This window comes from Pseudomonas sp. DSP3-2-3, assembly GCF_049898225.1.
Taxonomy (GTDB): domain Bacteria; phylum Pseudomonadota; class Gammaproteobacteria; order Pseudomonadales; family Pseudomonadaceae; genus Aquipseudomonas.
Map to the genome: position 1 here is coordinate 119346 of NZ_JAFCXH010000002.1, position 19147 is coordinate 138492.

Below are 19147 nucleotides of genomic sequence, written 5' to 3' on the forward strand. Positions count from 1 at the left end.
CTCGCGAAGGGCCTATTTCAAACAACCCATTTTCATGCCTGTAAAAGTGCATTCGCGAGCAAGCTCGCTCCCACAGGGGCCAGAGCATTGCGGCTCCAGTAACTCAGCGATAAACCGCTGGCACCGTCAGATCAACTGGCTTGCCGCCGACCCACTTTTCATACAGTTCAGCGTAGCGCCCGGTGCGCACTTGTTGGTTGACGAACAGGTTCAGGTAGTTGATCAGGCCGTATTCATTGCGCTTGGCGGCCAGTGCCACGTAGTCGATGACATACGGCGCGTTGCCCGCAACTTTCAGGCCTTTGTATTTGCCGGACTTGATGGTCGCGGCGGCCACGGTGTTGGTCACCACCGACGCATCGATATGGCCCTGGGCAACGGCGAGGATCGTGTCGTTCTGGGTCTGATAGGCGCGGAAGCTGCCACTGCCCCATTTCTTCTGGTCTTTTTCCAGGGCGATGGCTTCAAAGGTGCCACTGGTATTGCCCACCGGCTTGCCCTTGAGGTCTTCATAACTGTTGATCGAAGTGTTTTCCCGCGTCAGCACCACCATGGAGAACGCGAAGTAGGGAACGCTCATTGCCACGGTCTTGGCCCGCTCCAGGGTGTCGGAAGTCGAGGCCACGATAATGTCGGCGCGGCCCGAGACCAGCGCAGGAATCCGGTCCGGGAACGGCGTCTCGACGATCTCGGCAGTTACTCCCAGCACCTTCGCCAGGTCGTTGCAGTAGTCGACATCAAAGCCAACCGGGACATTCTTTTCATCGCGCAGGCCCATGGGCGGGAAGTCCAGCGTCACCGCACAGCGCAGCTTGCCGGAATCGATGATGTCATCGAGTTTGTCGGCCTGGGCGGTACTGATCAGGGAAACACTCATTGCGGCAAGGAGGGCAGCAGCGACAGCTGGATTTTTCATAAACGCCTCATGGTGTGAGTGAAGAAATCAGGATAAGTAATTTCGTATACGATATTTGATATGCACAGGTTGTGCCTGTTTTGCCGGAATAGCTATAAGCAACGGTTGCAGCGGTTTATCGCAGAATTCAACAGTCCAAGGCTGTTACATAAGGGAGCAAATAGTGGGCGGGGTGCTTCATTGGTGCACAGGCGAGCGTCACGCGTCGCCTTGGGATTCCCGATACTGGCTCGGGGAAAATCCGGTCAGGGCGCGAAACTGGCGGCTGAACGCGCTGTGGTCGGTGTAACCGCAGCGCAGGGCGATTTCCGTGATGGACATGTCTTGCAGCAACAGCCGCGATGCTTCACCCAGACGCGCTTTGTGAATCATCTGTCGGGGCGTGAGCTGGAAGATGCGTTTGCATTGCCGCTCCAGTTGCGCGATGGACAGGCCCGCGATGGACGTCAGTTCGGCAAGGGTGATGGGCCGGGCGAAATGCTCGCGAATATAAGCGTCGACCGCGACCAGCTTGGGATAGGCCGGATGCGTCGACTGCGGCAGTTGCAGATCCCGCGAGGTGCCCGCCAGGCCGATGATTGCCCCTGACTGATTCCTCAAGGCGAGTTTGTGGGTCAGGCACCAGACCGGTTGGTTGCCATAATAAAGGTGCAGTTCCAGTTGATCGGTCAGCTGCCTGCCATCGGCCAGCACGCGCCGGTCCTGCTCGGTGTATTGCGGGCCAAAGCGCGCCGGGAACACCTCTTCGGCGGTGCGCCCGACCAGATCACTTTTGTGCTTGAAGCCCAGGCGAAACGCCAGCGTGTGATTGACCAGCGCATACCGCGCCTGGGTGTCCTTGATGAAAAACACCACACCCGGAATCGCATCCAGCAACGGCGCCACCAGCTCAAGACTGGCGAGCAGTTGTTCAAGATTGCGCGGGGCGGGGGTTTGGGTCAGGTCGAGCATTGGCGAAGTCTGAGGAGAAGAGTTGACTGGATGATGCTGCAAGTGACTTGGGATGCACAGAACTTGTTCTATGTCTGGGGTCAACCGCCAGGCGCCGCAGACGTATTGTCGGAACCGACGCCTTCCCGGCTAAAGCCGGTCCCATTGTGGGACCGGCTTTAGCCGGGAAGACGGCATTCCAGTAGACGCAAATGCATCGGCTGTACGTCCAGATCCGTTGGAGGCTTGCCCGCGAATTGGACGCCTCGGTGATCCAGATACACCGCGTTATGTTCTTCGCGAGCAAGCTCGACTCCTACAGGTCCAGTGAATCCAACTCCATCAACGTCTCCACCCGCGCCGGGCTGAAGGGCGGGCGGGCTACCGGTGGCTCCCAGCCGAACAGGGTTTGCGTGGCGGTCGAGCAGATGCGGCCCTGGCAAGCGCCCATGCCGCAGCGGGTGGCGAGTTTGGCGTGTTTCCAGTCGCAATGCTCCGCCAGCGCGGCGTAGGAAACGTCCTCGCACCGGCACACCAGCGTCTCCGGCTCGGCGAGGTTTTTGATCGCGGGAGCAAGGGCGAAACTGCGCCGCAACGCATCGGCAAAACGCTGCCAGCGCTGGCGTTGCGGCCATAGCGCTTGCGCCTGTTGCTGCCAGCCCATGGCCGCCAAACCGGCAATGCGACCCTCAACCAGCGCGAGTTCGCTGCCACCAAAGCCGGTGCATTCCCCCGCTGCGTAGTGATGCTCCAGGCGGGTTGCCTGCCATTCATCCACGACGATGGCGCGGTCAATCACCTGGCAGCCCAAGGCCTGAGCCAATTCGACGTTCGGCACCAGACCAAAGCCGCAGGCCAGCCGTTCACAGGGGATTTCTTCGCTGCGCTGACCAGTCTGGACTCGCACGGCTTCCAGGCGATTCGTGCCCAGCGCAGCGATCACATGGCTGGCCGGGCGGTATTGCGCGTCAATCAATCCAATGGCTTGCCAGGCCTTGTTCGGCCATTGCCAGAGACTTGCGGCGAAACCGGCCAGCGCAGTCATCGACGCCTGTTCGGCAATACGTAACACCTGCGCGCCCTTGGCATTGGCGGTCGCCGCACTGGCCAGTAACAGCGGGCCGCTGCCCGCGATTACCACGCGTTGGTTCTTCACGGACAGGCCGCCTTTGATCAGGGCTTGAAGACCGCCCGCGCCGGTGACACCTGGCAAAGTCCAGCCGGGGAAGGGCAGCAGCAATTCACGAGCGCCGGTGCACAGGATCAGTTTTTCGTAGCTGATCAGCCAGCCGCGCTCGGCGTTTTCCACCAGCAATTGCCGAGGCCCGCCACGGGCGATGACTTTGCTGGCGCTGTACCGGCTGATGTTGGCAAAAGCCTGGATTTCATCGCGCATGGATCGGGCCTGAGCGGGAATATCCGCCTGCGGTCCGTCGCGCCAGATCTGCCCGCCCGGCAACGGATTGTCATCAAGCAATGCAATGCGTGCTCCGCTGGGCGCTGCCGCCAAGGCCGCCGCCAGTCCTGCCGGGCCTGCACCGATGATCAGCAAGTCGACTGACTCGTTCATGGCCGCGTCTCCACATTCATGCCGTCGTGGCATAGCGTCTGACAAGCCAAACGGCGTTTGCCGTCGATGCTGACCCTGCATTCCTGACAAATTCCCATGCCGCACAACGGCGCACGCCGCTGACCGCTCACCGAGGTTCGGCTGCAGCCGTCGCCGATCAGGTCCAGCGCTGCGGCCACGGTTGTGCCGGGAATGACCTCAAGCAGTTGACCATCAATACGCAACTCAGGCATGGGCGGCGGCTCCGATGAAACGTTGCGGCAGATAAGCGTCAATCGGCAGCGGCGCAGGCTTGCGCAACAGTTGTGCGGCAAGCAGACGCGCAGTGCCGGGCGCGGTAGTAACTCCCAGTCCTTCGTGGCCGACCGCCAGCCACAGGCCGGGTTGGCGGGGATGTTCGCCGATCAGCGGCAGCCCGTCTGGAGTCGCGGCGCGAAAACCGGTCCAGCTGCGAATCGCCGTCATCTGGCTCAGCCCCGGCAGGAATTCACTGGCCCGGCGCAGCATGCGACCGAGCATCCAGCCTTCGACTTCGGCGTCCTGATTATCGAACTGCCGGGAGGAGCCAACGAACAGCTGACCGGTGGGCCGCTGTTGCACATTGAACGCCACGGAAGGGCCTGTCGCGTTATGGGCGCTGGTGACGTAGCCCAGTTCCACCAGCGTGTGGCGGATTTGTACGGGATAGCGATCAGTGATCAACAAGTGACCTTTCTTGCCGTGCAGCGGCAGCTCCGGGCATAACTCGCTGGCGTAGATGCCGTTGGCGAGAACTATCGCCGTCGCACTTAGCCATTGGCCGTCAGCCAGGCGCAGCCGATTGCCTTGCACCTCGGTGACCTGCGCTGTGCGTTGGCGGATGCGCGGCCCATGGCGTTGCAACAGCCAGCGCGCGGCATTCGGCGCGTAGAGAATCCCGTCGCCGCTGACTCTGAGAGCGCCATGCAAACCGCTGCGCAACGCGGGTTCCGCTTCGGCCACGGCTTGCGCGCCAAGCAGCTCGCAGCTCATGCCGTAATCCTGCAAGGTCTGTTGTTTGGCGCGGGCCGCGTCCATTTCTTCCGCGTTGCAGGCCAGCCACAGCGTGCCGTTGGTGCGCATCGCGCAGTCTTCCGGCAGTTGCGGGGCCAGTTCGCGCCAGGCGCGTACGGAATATTCGCTGAGGGCCAGTTCGTCGCGATTGTCGTCCAGCACCACCAGATGGCCCATGCCCGCTGCGGTTGCGGCAGGTCGATTGCAATCGAGCACCAGCACGTCAAGACCCTGGCTGGCCAGTTCATCGGCGCAGGCGGCGCCGATAATCCCGCCGCCAATGATGATCACATCGGCGGATCGCTCCGCCGTCACGGGCGAATGCCCCAGGCGAACGGGTCGTCGCTGGCCAGCAGCAATGTCGCTTCGGCGCTGATGTGGGCGCGACCACGAATGGTCGGCACCACGCGCTCGCCCTGCCATTCATAGAAACCTTCGAACTGGCTGCCGATCACGCTGGCCTGGTGCCAGATCTGCCCCGGCGCGAGTTTGCCGTCGGCGGCCAGACACGCCAGTTTGGCGCTGGTGCCGGTGCCGCAGGGCGAGCGGTCGTAGGCTTTGCCGGGGCAGAGCACGAAGTTGCGGCTGTCGGCGTGATCGTCGTCGGCGAACAGCTCGATGTGATCGATTTCGCCGCCGTCTTCGCCGAGGATGCGTTGCGATTCCAGGGCCTGACGCACCGCCCAGGTATAGGCGGTGAGTGCGTCGAGATTGTCGCTGCTGATGCTCAGACCATGTTCTGCAATCAGGAAAAACCAGTTGCCGCCCCAGGCAATATCCCCGGTAACGCTGCCGATGCCGGGCACTTCGACGTTCACCGCCTTGCGATAGCGATAGGACGGCACGTTCTGCACGCTGACCGAACCATCTTCATGCAGCGTGGCTTCAACCGTGCCCACCGGGGTTTCGATGCGATGCACTCCCGCGCTGATGCGGCCCAGATGCGCGAGCGAGACCACCAACCCGATGGTGCCGTGGCCGCACATGCCCAGATAACCGCTGTTATTGAAGAAAATCACCCCCGCACACGCATCGGGATCAACCGGCTCGCAGAGCAACGCGCCCACCAGCACGTCGCTGCCGCGCGGTTCCAGCACGGTTGCGGCGCGCCAGTCGTCGTGCTGCTCAGCAAGGATCTGCCGGCGTTCGGCCATGCTGCCGGTGCCCAGTTCGGGGAAGCCTTCCAGCACCAGCCGCGTCGGTTCGCCGCCGGTGTGGGAATCGAGAATGCGGATGCGTTTCATCAGGTCACCTGCCGTTGAGAGACGACTACAGAGTGACGCTGACGGTGTGGAAGGTCTTGAAGGATTTCGCCTGCGTCGATGACGAAATCGGCACAGCCTCAGACTTCGCGGATCGACTCGTTGGGCAGGTGCGCGTACAGCTCGCGGCACACGCCGATGATGTGGTGATCGATCAGTTCGGCGGCTTTGTCGACGTTGCGATCAGCACAGGCCTGGAGAATCTCCCGGTGTTCCTGATCGGCGCGCAGCTTGCCTTCGGCGAAGCTCATTTGCAGGCGCAGGTAGCGTTCGACCTTGTCGTGGATCGAGCGAATCAGGTTGAGCAGGAAAGGCCGCTCGGCCGCTTCATACAGGCAAGTGTGAAAAGCCCAGTTGAGTTCCGCCCAGCGTCCTACGTTGTCGTCGGTCATGAACTCATCGCAGATGGCCAACGCCCGTTTGATGTGGTCGTCGGTCATCTTCGGCACGGCCAGGCGAATCGCCTGAACCTCCAGCAGGACCCGCACTTCGAAAATCTGCGCCAGCTCCGGCTCGGAAATCCGCGTGACCACCGCGCCCTTGTTGCGCTGGAATTGCACCAGACCTTCGGCTTCCAGGCGTTTCAGGGCTTCGCGCACCGGAATCTTGCTGACGTTGAAGACCTTGGCGATGTCGTCCTGACGAATAGGCTCGTCCTCGGCGAAATGCCCGGAAATAATGGCGTCGCGCAGGTGTTTGGCAATCACTTCGGACGCCGAAGGGGCGACACCGAGGTTGGGAGCGTCAGGCAGAAGAAGGGGCACGCAGATGACTCATGTTGGGTTGACTGGCGGATATGGTATACGAAGCGCGTGATGGCGAGCGCTTCTGTCGGGGGTTGGCGGAAAAAAATCAGTGGTTGACGGTAAACGCCAGCATCGCCGAGAGCTGACACAACGGCCGCCCGCTTTCACTGTGCCACTGATTGAACACCTGCTGGACGATGGCTTGATCGCGTTTGCTGGTCGGCACCTTGTCGACGATTTTTTGTGCGTTCAGCGCGGCGACCACGTCCCAGGTCGGGATGAAGGTGTCTTTGCCGACCATGCGCAGGAAGCGCGGAGTGGAAAGGCCGCCCATCTGGTTGCCATGCTTGGCGATGTATTGCCACAGCCCGGTGATGTCATCCACCGGCCATTGCGCGATGAACTGGCCGAAGCTGCCGTGTTCCTGCTCGATGTCCAGGATCAGCTGTGCATTGCGCGGCACGCTCTTGAGCTTGCCCAGGTGGCGAATGATCCGCGCATCCTGCATCAGGCGCTCCAGATGGTCGGCGCCCATCAGCACGACTTTTTCCGGATCGAAGCGGTAGAACACTTCTTCGAACGCCGGCCACTTCGAATCCACCAGGCTGTGCTTCAAACCGGCACGAAACACCCGCAGCGCCATGGTCGACAGATAACGGTCGGCGCTGATGGCTTGCAGTTGTCTGGTGGTCTTGGGTGTCGGCAGATGTGCTTCCAGGGCGTTCGCTGAGCCGAAACGGTTCAGGCAATACTCATTCAGCCATTTGTAGTCTTGCATTCATGCTCCAACGCACGGGTCTGGGTAAACCTCAGACCGAACCTTCACCCGCAAGTTTGCGGTTGTATTGAAAACGCCAGCGCACGTACAGCAATGCACTGGTGAACACGGCCAGGCTGGCGAGCATTTCCAGCACGCCGAACACCGAGCGATTTGGATCGTAAGCCGCCAGCGCACCCTTGATGAAGTACAGGTTGACCACGAAGCAGGTCCAGGAATGGCTGCGCGTGTTGCCGACCAGCATGCCGGGGGCAAGCAGCAGCAAGGGCACCAGTTCGATGATCAGGATGACCCAAGGCCTGGCGCCGTGCAGGTCGGCGATAAACAGGTAATAAATGGTCAGCAGGGCGATCAGGCCCAAAAAGCAGATCAGGCTGACGACCCGGCTGATGCGCACCCTGGGTTCCAGCCATTCCAGCGCGGGGAGGACTTTTGGCCGTTTAGCCACGAGGCGTCTCCAGCAATTGCGCGGTTTTCGCCAGTCGTTGGCCCAACGCGCGACACAACTCGGTTTCGTGCTTGTCCAGCGGACGTTTGCCGTCGGCACCGGCGTGATGGCTGGCGCCATAAGGTGTGCCGCCGCCGCTGGTTTCCACCAGCGCCGATTCACTGTAAGGCAGGCCGGTGATCAACATGCCGTGGTGCAGCAGTGGCAGTAGCATCGACATCAGCGTGGTTTCCTGACCGCCGTGCAGGCTGGCGGTGGAGGTGAATACGCTGGCGGGTTTGCCGACCAGTGCGCCGGTCAGCCAGAGATTGCTGGTGCCGTCGAGAAAGTATTTGAGCGGCGCGGCCATGTTGCCAAAACGTGTCGGGCTGCCCAAGGCCAGGCCGGAGCAGTTCTTCAGGTCATCGAGGCTGGCATACAACGCGCCGCTTTCAGGGATGCTCGGCGCCACGGCTTCACACTCGGTGGAAATCGCCGGCACGGTGCGTAGACGCGCTTCCATTCCGCCAGCTTCGATACCGCGTCCGATCTGCCTGGCCATTTCGCTGGTCGAGCCGTTGCGGCTGTAGAACAGAACCAGGATATAAGGCGCGCTCACGGCAGGATCTCCAGTATGTTTTCCGGTGGGCGGCCGATTGCTGCCTTGTCGCCGGCGATCAAAATAGGACGCTCGATCAGTTTTGGATGAGTCGCCATGGCGGCGATCAAATCGTCGTCGCTGAGGCTTTTATCGCCAAGATTGAGGGTTTTGTAGTCGTCTTCACCGGTGCGCAGCAGTTGCCGGGCGCCGACGCCCAGCTTGGCCAACAGCTCGCGCAATTGCGCGGCGTCGGGCGGGGTTTCGAGATACAGCAGGATGGTCGGGCTCAGGCCGCGGACTTGCAGCAGTTCCAGCGCGCCGCGTGATTTGGAACAGCGCGGGTTGTGATAAAGCGTCAGATCGGTCATTTGCAGGTCGCATCTTGCGTAAGGTGGCGGCTATTCTACCCGTGTGATGGCACCGGCTGAACATGGGGTGGTGATCGGTCGCAGGTTTAGCTCTGATTCGATGGCAGTGGGGGAAAACATGGCAAGGCGATTGGCAGCGATAGTAGCGGTTGTCGGCAGTCTGTTGCTTGCAGGTTGCGGCGCGGACCTGGGCACGGATCAGAACGGCCAGAAGGTGGCGGGCAATCGCATCGACAAGCATTGGCTGGTCATCAACTACTGGGCCGAGTGGTGTGGTCCGTGCCGCACGGAAATCCCGGAGCTCAATGCGTTGTCCGAACAGCTCAAGGATCAACAGGTCAGCGTGCTTGGGGTCAACTTCGACAACCTGCAAGGCGAAGACCTGAAAACGGCTACCAACGCGTTGGGTATCAAGTTCACTGTCCTGGCCCAGGACCCGGCCGAACGCTACGAACTGCCGCCAAGCGAAGCATTACCGGTGACGTACATCATCGACGACAAGGGCAAGCTGCGTGAGCAGTTGCTCGGCGAACAAACCGCAGCCGGTGTTGCGCAGCGGCTGAAGGCGTTGCGTGGGGAAGGGTAGAATCAACGCCATCCTGTGGGAACGAGGCTTGCCCGCGAATCAGGCGCCTCGGTGGGCCAGATTACCGCGTGATCGTTCTTCGCGAGCAAGCTCGCTCCCACACTGGCTGGCGCGGCGTATCAGCTCTCTTCCCAAAACCGCAGCGGCTTGCCTTCGGCGGGCCACAGGCGCAGTTGGTCGATGGGCGAGATGTCCCAGCGCTGGACTTTATCCAGTGCCTGCAGGAAACGCTGTTCTTGCTCCATCAACGCCGGTGGACAGAGTTTGCGGGTGCTGCCAACCGGGCCGAAATTGATGCTTTTTTCGTCCAGGGTGTAGGACGCGAACCAATGGTTGCAGCCGCCCGTGCCATAGGCGCGACCGTCCGCGCCCAAGGTCATGGTCAAGTGGCTGCTGTCGATCAGCGGGCGTTCACCGATCCACTCCAGCACATAGCTTTGATCCTGTTTGATCGGCAGCGGCTGAGCCGCACAACCGACCAGCAGCGCGCCGCCAACCAACCCCAGGAAAGCCAGCTGTTTCATGCGGCTTTCTCCTGGCATTTCTTGCACAGATGTTTGTCGCCAACAGTTTTCCAACCCAGCTCGGCAATGCGCGCCGCAGCCGCCGGTTTTTGCGCCGAAACACCTTGTTTGGCGTCAACCATGAACTCGAAATCCAGCACGGTCGTGCAACTGTCGCAGTTGACCTTCCACTGATGGATCGCCAGCTCGTCGAAGACCGGACCGCTGGCCACGGCAATCCATTGGCCGGGCGGGTTGATCAAGTGTCGAACTTTGGCGACGATCAGGCGCATGTGCAGGGTTTTGCTGCCCTTGATGGTGACCAGCAACTGATCGTTGTCATGAATCGAGCCGCCATTGCCGGTGACTTGATAGCGACCGGGCGCCAAAGTGCGGCACTCGGTCAGAGTGTGTTGCGGGTTGAGCATGCTGTAGCGAAAATCGTGTTCGGCCATGGGGTCCTCCAAATTGCGCGCATCCTATCATGCGTTCGAGGCGCGCTGTCCCTGTTAACCGACCACCAGATTCTGCGCGGCGCCATCGGCCCAGGCGGCGATGTTGTCCAGCGTGGTCTGCGCGATGGCGCCCAGCGCTTCCTGAGTCAGGAACGCCTGATGAGCGGTAATGATCACGTTGGGAAAGGTCAGCAAGCGCGCCAGGACATCGTCTTGCAATGGCCGATCAGAGCGGTCTTCGAAGAACAGCAACGCTTCTTCTTCGTAGACGTCGAGCCCCAGATAGCCCAGTTGCCCGCTTTTCAACGACTCGATCAGTGCCGGGGTGTCGACCAGCGCGCCGCGTCCGGTATTGATCAGCATCGCGCCGGTCTGAAGGGTCGCCAGCGACGCTTCATTTATAAGGTGCCGGGTTTGCTCGGTCAGCGGGCAATGCAGGCTGATGATCTGCGCCTGGGCCAGCAATTGCGGCAGGCTCACGTATTCGGCACCCAACGCCTGGACGTGCGGATTGGGGTACGGATCGTAGGCCAGCAGCTTGCAACCGAAGCCTGCCATGATTTTCGCGAAAGTCGCGCCGATCTGGCCGGTGCCAACGATGCCTACGGTTTTGCCCACCAGATCGAAGCCGGTCAAGCCGTGCAGACTGAAATCCCCGTCGCGGGTGCGGTTGTAGGCGCGGTGCAGGTGACGATTGAGCGAGAGAATCAACGCAACGGCATGCTCGGCGACGGCATGGGGCGAGTAGGCCGGCACCCGTACCACGCTGATCCCCAGCCGCTGCGCGGTGGGCAGATCGACGTGGTTGTAACCCGCCGAGCGCAAGGCAATCAGCCGGGTGCCACCCGCAGCGAGAATTTCCAGCACCGGCGCGCTCAAGTCATCGTTGATGAACGCACAGACCACCGGATGCTTGTCCGCCAGCGCGGCGGTTTCCACGGTCAGGCGCGCCGGTTGAAACTGCAGCTTCAGGTCGGCGGGCAGCTTCGCGGCGAGAAAGCTTTCGCGATCGTAGGTCTGGCTGCTGAAAATGAGGGTGTGCATGAGGGTAGAGGGTTCCTTGGTTTGTGGGAGCGAGCTTGCTCGCGAAGACCCTGTTTCAGGCTCGGAAGTTTTGAATCGACTGCTCTATTCGCGAGCAAGCTCGCTCCCACCCATTGATCCCGGCAGCGCGCCTTCAAACACTCACCCGTGCCTCGATGGTCAGGCGGTTGATGGCTTTCTCCAGGTTATCGAGCGCCTCATGGACTTCCGGAGCGTTTTGTTTGAGCAGGGTTTCGCTGCGTTGACAGGCCGCACGCAATTGCGGAACTCCGCAGTATCGCGTCGCGCCATGCAGGCGGTGGACCCTTTCGATCAATCCGGCATGGTCGCCTGTTTCACGTGCCGTGCGGATCGCTTCGCGGTCGCTTTCCAGGGAGGCCAGCAGCATGGCCAGCATGTCGGCGGCCAGATCAGGCTTGCCGGCGGCCAGGCGCAGGCCTTCTTCATTATCGAGAACGTCCAGATCCGCGCTGCTTCGGGCTTTCTCGGCGCGCGGCTCCGGCACCTGATTGCGCAGGGCCAGCCCGGTCCATTTGAGCACCACCTGAGCCAGTTGCCGCTCGCTGATGGGCTTGGTCAGGTAATCGTCCATGCCGCTTTGCAACAGGGCGCGCTTCTCATTGGCCATGGCGTGAGCCGTGAGGGCGACGATCGGCAGTGACGAGCTCTGGCGCTCGACTTCCCATGCGCGAATGGCTTCGGTGGCCTGGCGACCGTCCATTCCGGGCATCTGCACGTCCATCAGCACCAGATCAAAGGTGTCGGCCTGTACCGCTTGCAACGCGGCGTAGCCACTGTCGACGGCCACCACTTCTGCGCCCATGTCTTCCAGCAGCGTCTGGACCAGCAACAGGTTCGCCGGGTTATCGTCCACGCAAAGCAGGCGCGGTGGTCGGCTGGACAGCGGTTCGACGGCATCGTTGCGAATGACCTTGGGCATGATCAGTTCAGACAGGGTGCGGCGAAGTTTGCGCGTGCAGACCGGTTTGGCCTGCAGTTGGGTGTAGATATCCGGTACGGACAGCTGAAACAGCGCTTGTTCGGTGGTCGGGCACAGCACCAGGACTTTGCAGCCGAGGTTTTCCAGATCCCAGATGTGCTGGCGCAGGCGTTCCGGCGGCAGTTCGTGGGCGGTGATGCCCAGCACCGCGAGGCTGATGGCGGCCGGAGTCTGGTGCGCGGCGGTCACGCCGTTGAGCAGGTTTTCCAGATTATTGAACACCAGCGTGTCCAGGCCACAGTCTTCAAGTTGGTGCTCCAGCGCCTGGCGCGCCAGGTCATGATGTTCCAGGACCGCAACACGCAAGCCCAGCAACGGCAGTGCGGGCAGGTCTTCGATATCGTCCCGTGCCTTGGGCAGATTGAGGCTGATCCAGAACTCCGAGCCTTCGCCGGGGGTGCTGTCCACGCCGATCTCACCGCCCATCTGCTCGATCAGGCGTTTGGAAATCACCAGTCCCAGGCCGGTGCCGCCCGGCTGCCGCGACAGCGAATTGTCGGCCTGACTGAAGGCCTGGAACAGCGCGCGCACATCCTGGCTGGAAAGGCCGATGCCGGTGTCCTGCACGCTGATGCGCAATTGCGCGCTGTCTTCGGTTTCGTCTTCGACCATGGCGCGGGCGACGATGGTGCCCTCGCGGGTGAACTTGATGGCGTTGCTGACCAGATTGGTCATGATCTGCTTGAGGCGTAACGGGTCGCCCAGCAACGACAGCGGCGTGTCGCGATACACCAGACTCACCAGCTCAAGCTGCTTGGCATGGGCGGCGGGGGCGAGAATGGTCAAGGTGTCTTGCAGCAGGTCACGCAGATTGAAGGGCACATTGTCGAGCACCAGCTTGCCGGCTTCGATCTTCGAGAAGTCGAGAATCTCGTTGATGATGCTCAACAGGCTGTCGGCGGATTTTTCGATGGTGCCCAGGTAATCGAACTGGCGCGGGGTCAGCTCGCTTTTCTGCAACAAGTGGGTAAAACCGAGAATGCCATTGAGCGGCGTGCGGATTTCATGGCTCATGTTAGCGAGGAATTCGGACTTGATACGGCTAGCCTCAAGGGCTTCCTTGCGGGCCAGATCAAGTTCGATGTTCTGGATTTCGATGGTTTCCAGATTCTGCCGCACATCCTCCGTGGCCTGATCAATGCTGTGTTGCAGTTCTTCCTGGGCATTCTGCAAGGTTGCCGCCATGCGGTTGATGCCCGAGGCCAGTTCGTCCAGTTCCAGGCTGCCCAGCGGTGGCAGGCGGGTTTCCAGATTGCCATCCTTGAGCTGGGCCACGGCCTGCTTGATGCGGCTGATCGGCACGTTGATCGTGCGGCTCATGCGTACCGCGAGCAGGGCGGTCAGCACCAGACCGGCTACGATCAGCAACAGGCTGGCAAACATGCTGCGATACCCGCGCAGCAAGGTCCCGGTGTGGGACAGTTCCAGCTCGACCCAGCCCAGCAGGCGATCAGCTTCTTCGGGCACCATGGCGCCGGTCAAATGGCGTTGGCGGCCGAACACCGGCAACAGATAGCGCGTCGCATCGTTGCCCGAGCGTTGCAGCAGGCGCGTGGCACTGCCGATGGGGGCTTCGTTGATCATGCTGGGCCCGGCATGGGCCAGGACCTCGCGCTCCGGGCTGAGGAATGACACTGAACGGACATCGGTCTGTTCCAGTGCCTGTACGGCGATGCGCTCCAGCAAAACCCGGTCGCTGCGACCCAGCGCGGGTGCTGCCAGCGGCGCCAGTTCTTCGGAAATCATTTCCCCGCGCTGCAACAGCTGGTTTTGCAGGTCGTAGAGCTGCATCCAGGTGAAATAGCCGCCCAATACCGCAGCCATGAGGCTGGCGGGCAGGATGGTCAGCAGCAGTACGCGGCCTTTGATGCCCAGCTTGTTCAGCACGCTCTTTCTCCAGCAGCCAGGATGATTTGAGAATTGGAACCAGCATCGCGCGAGCCAATATTCACGCAGTGTAGCGATTTTACCGCTCGTAACTGCCGGCATCTTACCGCGCCGCGCTTCAGGCATGGATCTGCCATGCGTCAACAACCTTGCGCCCGCTTGCTCATCCCTCGTCAATCTTGAATAATCGGCGATTGAGAATTAATCGCGAAAGATAATGAATCCCGAAACCGTCCACCTTCCCAATATCCTGGTTATAGAAGACGACCCGGTGCTCGGCGCTTATGTGCATGAGCAGTTGGGTCGGTGCGGTTTTCAGGTGACCTGGCAGCAGAACGGTAGCCAGGGACTGGTCCAGGCGCAAAGCCAGTCCTTTGACGTGGTGTTGATGGATATCCTGCTGCCGGGCATGAGCGGGCTGGAAATCCTGACCCATCTGCGCCGCAGTCATAGCTTGCCGGTGATCCTGATGTCGGCGTTGGGCGCGGAAACCGATCGCATCACCGGGTTTCGCAACGGTGCCGACGATTACCTGCCCAAACCGTTCAGCATGGCCGAGCTGCGCGTGCGCATCGAAGCGATCCTGCGGCGGGTCGCCCTGGAACGCCGCCATGCGCCTGCGCCCGTCACGCTGCCGGGGCAGGGCAGTCGGGAACTGGTGTTCGACGAGGCGCTTTGCGATGTCAGTTTTGAGCAGCGTCGCGGCGATCTGACCCGCAGCGAATATCGTCTGCTGGAAACCCTGTGGCGTAATCCTGAAGAGGTGCTGAGCAAGCCCTTCCTTTATCAGCATGTGCTGCAGCGCGGTTATGCCCAGCATGATCGCAGCCTGGACATGCACATCAGCCAGATCCGCCGCAAGCTCAAGGGCATCGGCTATCTGGAGCGACAGGTGCAGACGGTGTGGGGCAAAGGTTATGTGCTGAGCGCTGCACACGCCGATGATTGAGTCCTTTTCCCGGCTGCCGGGCAAGCATTCGCTGTTCTGGAAGCTGGCTTTTCTGCTGGTCGGTTTTTGCCTGTTGATGATCTGGCTGAGCTTGACCTGGGGTCACTACGCCGAAAAGCGCAACGCGTACCTGTCCGAGGAAGCACGCGACACGCTGATGGATTACGCCGCCGACGCCGAACGTGCATGGGTTTCCGGGCAACAAGCCGGTGTCGACGCCTGGCTGGCGCAGATCGGTCGCAGCGAAAGCGGCTGGGTCGGGGTGATCGGCGCGGATCTGCAATCGTTGAGCAGTTATCCGCTGAGTGAAGTCGACAGCCAGCACATGACCTTTCTGCGCGGGCTCGACTGGCCCACCAGCAGTCGTTCGCGGACCACGCCCTGGCTGAAAATCCCGTTCCCCATGGACCCCACTGCGGGCAGCCTGGTCATTGAGTTGCCCAAACGCTTCGTGCCGGGCCGTTACGTGGTGCTCTGGCGAGTGCTGACCAATGGGGTGATTCCCGGGGTCTTCACCCTGTTGTTGTGCGTTGGGTTGTATCGATTGTTGATCCAGCCGCTCAATCACCTACGCGCTCAGGCCAATGCCTGGCATGCCGACCAATTGGCGCAGCGCTTGTCCAGCCAGATGACCAATCGTCAGGACGAACTGGGTGAATTGAGCCGCGCCTTCGATCAAATGGCCGAACGGCTGCACAGCACCGTCATCGTCCAGCAGCAATTGTTGCGGGACATGTCTCACGAGCTGCGGACGCCCTTGAGCCGTTTGCGGGTGGCTTGCGAGAGTGAGCAAAGCCTCGTCGATCTACGGGGGCGACTGAGCCGCGAGGTGGACGGCATGCAGCGTCTGGTGGACGACACCTTGCAACTGGCCTGGCTCGACACCGAGCGCCGGCAACTGCCCAAGGAAGACATTCAGGTGCTGGCGCTCTGGGAAATGCTCGCCGAGAACGCCTGTTTCGAAAGCGGCTGGCCCGCTGCTCAGTTGCAGTGCGATCTGGACGCTGATTGCTGGGTCCGTGGCCACCTCAATACCCTGGCCCAGGCGCTGGAAAATATTCTGCGCAACGCCATTCGTCATTCGCCGCCGCACGGGGTCGTGCGTCTCGGTGGCAAGCCTGACGGGGAGTTCTGGCAACTCTGGCTCGACGACCAGGGCGGCGGGGTGGACGAGCGGGAACTGGAGCGAATATTTGCGCCGTTCACCCGCCTGGACGGGTCGCGCCCTGGCAACGGCGGTTTCGGTCTCGGCCTGAGCATCGCCCGTAACTCTCTGGCCTTGCAGGGCGGGGCGTTGTGGGCGCAGAACATCGAGGGTGGGTTGCGGTTGCAGATGCGGTTGTTGGCGAAAAATGATGTGTAAGCTTCGGACCCGTTGGAGATTCTATGTTTGGGGCAACCCCACAGGCGCCGAAGATGTCTTGTTTGTACCGACGCCTTGCCGGATAAATCCGGTGCCTCGGGATGACCGTATTCCACCTGTGGGAGCTAGCTTGCTAGCGAAGGCGATATTTCAGGCGCCGCAGATGTGTCGGGTTTGCCGACCTTTTCGCGAGCAAGCTCGCTCCCACGGATTGTGAGGTGACGGACCTGAACACATGCTCGACTGTAGACCCGTTGGAGGCTTGCCCGCGAATCGGCCGCAGGAGCGACTTTAGTCGCGAAGGCGTCAATTTGCCCTCCCGGCTAAAGCCGGTTCTACAGCAAGCCTCAGCCCTTATTCCATTTAGCGATATACCCCGCACTTTGCGTGATATGGGGTTTTGGCGTTTGCCGTTATGATAGGCGCCCCCGCAGTCTGGATTGCGAATACGCCATGACCCTGCAGTACCCAACCATTGCCGATTGCGTCGGCAACACCCCGCTTGTGCGTCTGCAACGTATGGCGGGCGATACCAGTAACATTCTCCTGCTCAAGCTGGAGGGTAATAACCCGGCCGGGTCCGTGAAGGATCGTCCGGCGCTGTCGATGATTACCCGCGCCGAATTGCGCGGGCAGATTCATCCCGGCGATACCCTGATTGAAGCAACTTCCGGGAATACCGGCATCGCCCTGGCCATGGCTGCGGCGATCAAGGGTTACCGGATGATTCTGATCATGCCCGACAATTCCAGTGCCGAGCGTAAGGCAGCGATGACCGCCTATGGCGCCGAGTTGATCCTGGTCAGCAAGGAAGAGGGCATGGAAGGCGCCCGCGACCTGGCTGAGCGCATGCAGCACGAAGGCCGCGGCAAGGTGTTGGATCAGTTCGCCAACGGCGACAATCCCGAGGCGCACTACACCAGTACCGGCCCGGAAATCTGGCGGCAGACCGGCGGCACCATCACCCATTTCGTCAGTTCGATGGGCACCACCGGCACGATCATGGGCGTTTCCCGTTATCTGAAAGAGCAGAATCCACAGGTCCAGATCATTGGTCTGCAACCCATGGAAGGCGCCGCGATTCCGGGCATTCGTCGCTGGCCGGAAGAGTACCTGCCGCGCATCTATCAGGCTGACCGGGTTGATCGCATTGTCGATATGGCCCAGGCCGAAGCCGAAGACACCATGCGGCGTCTGGCGCGCGAAGAAGGCATCTTCTGCGGCGTTTCCTCCGGCGGTGCGGTAGCGGGCATGTTGCGTCTGTCTCGTGAAGTGGAAAATGCGGTCATGGTCGCGATCATCTGTGACCGTGGCGACCGTTACTTGTCGACCGGCGTCTACGACGCGCCCAACTGATGGCCAAACATGAAAGAGGCCTGCGCTTCCAACCAGCAGGCGGTGTTCGGGCGACGCAGATCCCCACCGGAAAAAAACAGCGGCTGACCATCGAGCGTCTGGCCAACGACGGGCGCGGTATCGCATTTCTCGATGGGCGAACCTGGTTCGTCGCCGGCAGTCTGGCCGGTGAAGAAGTTGAAGCGCGGGTGCTCAACGCCCACGGCAAAGTCGTCGAAGCCCGCACCGAACGTGTGTTTCAGGCCAGCGCCATGCGCCGTCCGGCGTCTTGCGTGCATTTCGGCCGCTGCGGTGGCTGTAGCGTGCAGCATTTGCCCCACAGCGAACAACTCGCCCTGAAACAGCGCATGCTCGCCGAGCAATTACAGCGCGTGGCCGGTGTCGAGCCGCAAGAGTGGGCGGCGCCTTTGACCGGTGCCGAATTCGCCTACCGGCGACGTGCCCGGGTTGCGGTGCGCTGGGATGCCAAGGCCAAACGCCTGGATGTCGGCTTTCGCGCCGCTGCCAGCCAGGACATCGTTTCCATTGAAGAATGCCCGGTGCTGGTACAGGCCTTGCAATCGATCATGATGCAATTGCCGGCGATGCTGAGAAGCTTCAGCAAACCGCAGGTGTTGGGTCATGTCGAGCTGTTCAGTGGATCTTCCACGGCTGTATTGCTGCGCCACACCGCGCCGCTGGCCGATGCCGATCTGGCAACCCTGCAAACGTTCTGCAAAGACCATGACGCGCAACTCTGGCTGCATGGCGAAGGTGATCCGCAACCGATGGACGCTGCACAGGCTTTGGGCTATCGCCTGGAACCCTGGAATCTGGACCTGGCTTACCGGCCGGGAGACTTCATCCAGGTCAACGCGGCGATCAATACCGCGATGATCGAACAGGCGCTGGACTGGCTCGCACCCACGTCCGACGAGCGGGTTCTGGACCTGTTCTGTGGTCTGGGAAATTTTGCGTTACCCCTGGCCCGACTGGCCCGAGAAGTGGTTGCAATCGAAGGTGTCGCGACCATGGTCGAGCGTGCGTCGGCCAATGCAATAAGTAATGATCTGCACAACGTAGTCTTTTTTCAGGCGGATTTGTCCCAGCCGCTGGCACAAGCGAACTGGGCCGCAGAGGGCTTTTCTGCGGTACTCTTGGACCCGCCGCGTGACGGCGCTTTCGAGGTGGTGCGCAAGCTCAAGGCATTAGGTGCCGAACGGTTGCTCTATGTGTCATGCAACCCGGCAACTTTGGCTCGCGACACTGTCGAATTGGTCAAACAGGGCTACCGATTAAAACGTGCCGGAATCCTCGATATGTTTCCACAGACAGCTCATGTCGAGGCGATGGCTTTATTTGAAGCGAGTAAGTGAGCAGCGGCTTAGGGAATTG

General features: G+C 61.1%; 20 protein-coding genes. 5 read left to right on the top strand and 15 right to left on the bottom strand.

Annotated elements, in window-relative coordinates:
• Positions 1–103: 103 nt before the first annotated feature.
• From ACP7E4_RS03355 to arsC, 11 genes are all read right to left on the bottom strand, one after another.
• Positions 104–916: a transporter substrate-binding domain-containing protein gene (locus ACP7E4_RS03355; RefSeq protein ID WP_426111895.1), complete on the bottom strand. Its 813-nt coding sequence runs from the start codon at positions 914–916 to the stop codon at positions 104–106.
• Positions 917–1114: 198 nt separating this feature from the next.
• Complete coding sequence (locus ACP7E4_RS03360) at positions 1115–1867, bottom strand: helix-turn-helix domain-containing protein (RefSeq protein WP_426111893.1); 753 nt, start codon at positions 1865–1867, stop codon at positions 1115–1117.
• A 295-nt stretch (positions 1868–2162) separates the two neighbouring features.
• A complete protein-coding gene (locus tag ACP7E4_RS03365) occupies positions 2163–3416 on the bottom strand; it encodes an FAD-dependent oxidoreductase (RefSeq protein ID WP_426111891.1) in 1254 nt (417 codons plus the stop codon).
• Positions 3413–3649 carry a (2Fe-2S)-binding protein gene (locus tag ACP7E4_RS03370; protein WP_426111889.1) on the bottom strand — a complete coding sequence of 79 codons (237 nt, stop codon included), beginning with the start codon at positions 3647–3649 and terminating at the stop codon, positions 3413–3415. The genes ACP7E4_RS03365 and ACP7E4_RS03370 overlap by 4 nt, the downstream gene beginning before the upstream one ends.
• A complete protein-coding gene (locus ACP7E4_RS03375; protein WP_426111887.1) occupies positions 3642–4763 on the bottom strand; it encodes an NAD(P)/FAD-dependent oxidoreductase in 1122 nt (373 codons plus the stop codon). The genes ACP7E4_RS03370 and ACP7E4_RS03375 overlap by 8 nt, the downstream gene beginning before the upstream one ends.
• Positions 4760–5692 (bottom strand): 4-hydroxyproline epimerase, encoded by a 933-nt coding sequence (locus tag ACP7E4_RS03380; protein WP_426111885.1) that lies wholly within the window; start codon positions 5690–5692, stop codon positions 4760–4762. Before ACP7E4_RS03380 ends, ACP7E4_RS03375 begins: the two co-directional genes overlap by 4 nt.
• A 98-nt stretch (positions 5693–5790) precedes the next feature.
• Positions 5791–6462, bottom strand: coding sequence for a GntR family transcriptional regulator (locus tag ACP7E4_RS03385; protein WP_426112070.1), 672 nt, complete (start codon positions 6460–6462; stop codon positions 5791–5793).
• Positions 6463–6562: 100 nt separating this feature from the next.
• Positions 6563–7234, bottom strand: coding sequence for a DNA-3-methyladenine glycosylase I (locus tag ACP7E4_RS03390; protein ID WP_426111883.1), 672 nt, complete (start codon positions 7232–7234; stop codon positions 6563–6565).
• Positions 7235–7265: 31 nt separating this feature from the next.
• Positions 7266–7682 carry a DUF2069 domain-containing protein gene (locus tag ACP7E4_RS03395; RefSeq protein ID WP_426111881.1) on the bottom strand — a complete coding sequence of 139 codons (417 nt, stop codon included), beginning with the start codon at positions 7680–7682 and terminating at the stop codon, positions 7266–7268.
• Positions 7675–8280 (bottom strand): NAD(P)H:quinone oxidoreductase, encoded by a 606-nt coding sequence (wrbA, locus tag ACP7E4_RS03400; protein WP_065832077.1) that lies wholly within the window; start codon positions 8278–8280, stop codon positions 7675–7677. The genes ACP7E4_RS03395 and wrbA overlap by 8 nt, the downstream gene beginning before the upstream one ends.
• Entirely contained in the window at positions 8277–8630 is a 354-nt protein-coding gene (gene arsC / locus ACP7E4_RS03405) for an arsenate reductase (glutaredoxin) (RefSeq protein ID WP_426111878.1), read from the bottom strand. The genes wrbA and arsC overlap by 4 nt, the downstream gene beginning before the upstream one ends.
• Positions 8631–8748: 118 nt before the next feature.
• Here arsC and ACP7E4_RS03410 point away from each other — a divergent pair, with 118 nt between their 5' ends.
• On the top strand, positions 8749–9216 hold the full coding sequence (locus tag ACP7E4_RS03410) for a TlpA disulfide reductase family protein (RefSeq protein ID WP_426111876.1): 468 nt from the start codon (positions 8749–8751) through the stop codon (positions 9214–9216).
• Between the two features lie 119 nt (positions 9217–9335).
• On the opposite strand, the gene ACP7E4_RS03415 is transcribed toward ACP7E4_RS03410, so the two are convergent.
• From ACP7E4_RS03415 to ACP7E4_RS03430, 4 genes are all read right to left on the bottom strand, one after another.
• Positions 9336–9740 (bottom strand): META domain-containing protein, encoded by a 405-nt coding sequence (locus ACP7E4_RS03415; protein WP_426111874.1) that lies wholly within the window; start codon positions 9738–9740, stop codon positions 9336–9338.
• Positions 9737–10174 (bottom strand): hypothetical protein, encoded by a 438-nt coding sequence (locus tag ACP7E4_RS03420; RefSeq protein ID WP_426111872.1) that lies wholly within the window; start codon positions 10172–10174, stop codon positions 9737–9739. Before ACP7E4_RS03420 ends, ACP7E4_RS03415 begins: the two co-directional genes overlap by 4 nt.
• 54 nt (positions 10175–10228) lie before the next feature.
• Entirely contained in the window at positions 10229–11218 is a 990-nt protein-coding gene (locus ACP7E4_RS03425; protein WP_426111870.1) for a 2-hydroxyacid dehydrogenase, read from the bottom strand.
• Positions 11219–11351: 133 nt separating this feature from the next.
• Positions 11352–14105: a response regulator gene (locus tag ACP7E4_RS03430; protein WP_426111868.1), complete on the bottom strand. Its 2754-nt coding sequence runs from the start codon at positions 14103–14105 to the stop codon at positions 11352–11354.
• A gap of 217 nt (positions 14106–14322) precedes the next feature.
• On the opposite strand from ACP7E4_RS03430, the gene ACP7E4_RS03435 reads away from it, so the two are divergent.
• The 4 genes from ACP7E4_RS03435 to rlmD all read left to right on the top strand — a co-directional run bounded on the left by ACP7E4_RS03435 (position 14323) and on the right by rlmD (position 19128).
• A complete protein-coding gene (locus tag ACP7E4_RS03435; protein ID WP_426111866.1) occupies positions 14323–15054 on the top strand; it encodes a response regulator transcription factor in 732 nt (243 codons plus the stop codon).
• On the top strand, positions 15047–16417 hold the full coding sequence (locus ACP7E4_RS03440) for a histidine kinase sensor domain-containing protein (protein WP_426111864.1): 1371 nt from the start codon (positions 15047–15049) through the stop codon (positions 16415–16417). The genes ACP7E4_RS03435 and ACP7E4_RS03440 overlap by 8 nt, the downstream gene beginning before the upstream one ends.
• A 453-nt stretch (positions 16418–16870) precedes the next feature.
• Entirely contained in the window at positions 16871–17773 is a 903-nt protein-coding gene (gene cysM, locus ACP7E4_RS03445; protein ID WP_426111862.1) for a cysteine synthase CysM, read from the top strand.
• A complete protein-coding gene (gene rlmD / locus ACP7E4_RS03450; protein ID WP_426111860.1) occupies positions 17773–19128 on the top strand; it encodes a 23S rRNA (uracil(1939)-C(5))-methyltransferase RlmD in 1356 nt (451 codons plus the stop codon). Before cysM ends, rlmD begins: the two co-directional genes overlap by 1 nt.
• Positions 19129–19147 lie beyond the last annotated feature (19 nt).

What these genes read in the sequence shown, in the direction of transcription:
- ACP7E4_RS03355 (WP_426111895.1), bottom strand. Translation starts at nt 916, where the DNA reads ATGAAAAATCCAGCTGTCGCTGCTGCCCTCCTTGCCGCAATGAGTGTT.
- ACP7E4_RS03360 (WP_426111893.1), bottom strand. Translation starts at nt 1,867, where the DNA reads ATGCTCGACCTGACCCAAACCCCCGCCCCGCGCAATCTTGAACAACTG.
- ACP7E4_RS03365 (WP_426111891.1), bottom strand. Translation starts at nt 3,416, where the DNA reads ATGAACGAGTCAGTCGACTTGCTGATCATCGGTGCAGGCCCGGCAGGA.
- ACP7E4_RS03370 (WP_426111889.1), bottom strand. Translation starts at nt 3,649, where the DNA reads ATGCCTGAGTTGCGTATTGATGGTCAACTGCTTGAGGTCATTCCCGGC.
- ACP7E4_RS03380 (WP_426111885.1), bottom strand. Translation starts at nt 5,692, where the DNA reads ATGAAACGCATCCGCATTCTCGATTCCCACACCGGCGGCGAACCGACG.
- ACP7E4_RS03390 (WP_426111883.1), bottom strand. Translation starts at nt 7,234, where the DNA reads ATGCAAGACTACAAATGGCTGAATGAGTATTGCCTGAACCGTTTCGGC.
- arsC (WP_426111878.1), bottom strand. Translation starts at nt 8,630, where the DNA reads ATGACCGATCTGACGCTTTATCACAACCCGCGCTGTTCCAAATCACGC.
- ACP7E4_RS03410 (WP_426111876.1), top strand. Translation starts at nt 8,749, where the DNA reads ATGGCAAGGCGATTGGCAGCGATAGTAGCGGTTGTCGGCAGTCTGTTG.
- ACP7E4_RS03415 (WP_426111874.1), bottom strand. Translation starts at nt 9,740, where the DNA reads ATGAAACAGCTGGCTTTCCTGGGGTTGGTTGGCGGCGCGCTGCTGGTC.
- ACP7E4_RS03420 (WP_426111872.1), bottom strand. Translation starts at nt 10,174, where the DNA reads ATGGCCGAACACGATTTTCGCTACAGCATGCTCAACCCGCAACACACT.
- ACP7E4_RS03425 (WP_426111870.1), bottom strand. Translation starts at nt 11,218, where the DNA reads ATGCACACCCTCATTTTCAGCAGCCAGACCTACGATCGCGAAAGCTTT.
- ACP7E4_RS03435 (WP_426111866.1), top strand. Translation starts at nt 14,323, where the DNA reads ATGAATCCCGAAACCGTCCACCTTCCCAATATCCTGGTTATAGAAGAC.
- ACP7E4_RS03440 (WP_426111864.1), top strand. Translation starts at nt 15,047, where the DNA reads ATGATTGAGTCCTTTTCCCGGCTGCCGGGCAAGCATTCGCTGTTCTGG.
- cysM (WP_426111862.1), top strand. Translation starts at nt 16,871, where the DNA reads ATGACCCTGCAGTACCCAACCATTGCCGATTGCGTCGGCAACACCCCG.
- rlmD (WP_426111860.1), top strand. Translation starts at nt 17,773, where the DNA reads ATGGCCAAACATGAAAGAGGCCTGCGCTTCCAACCAGCAGGCGGTGTT.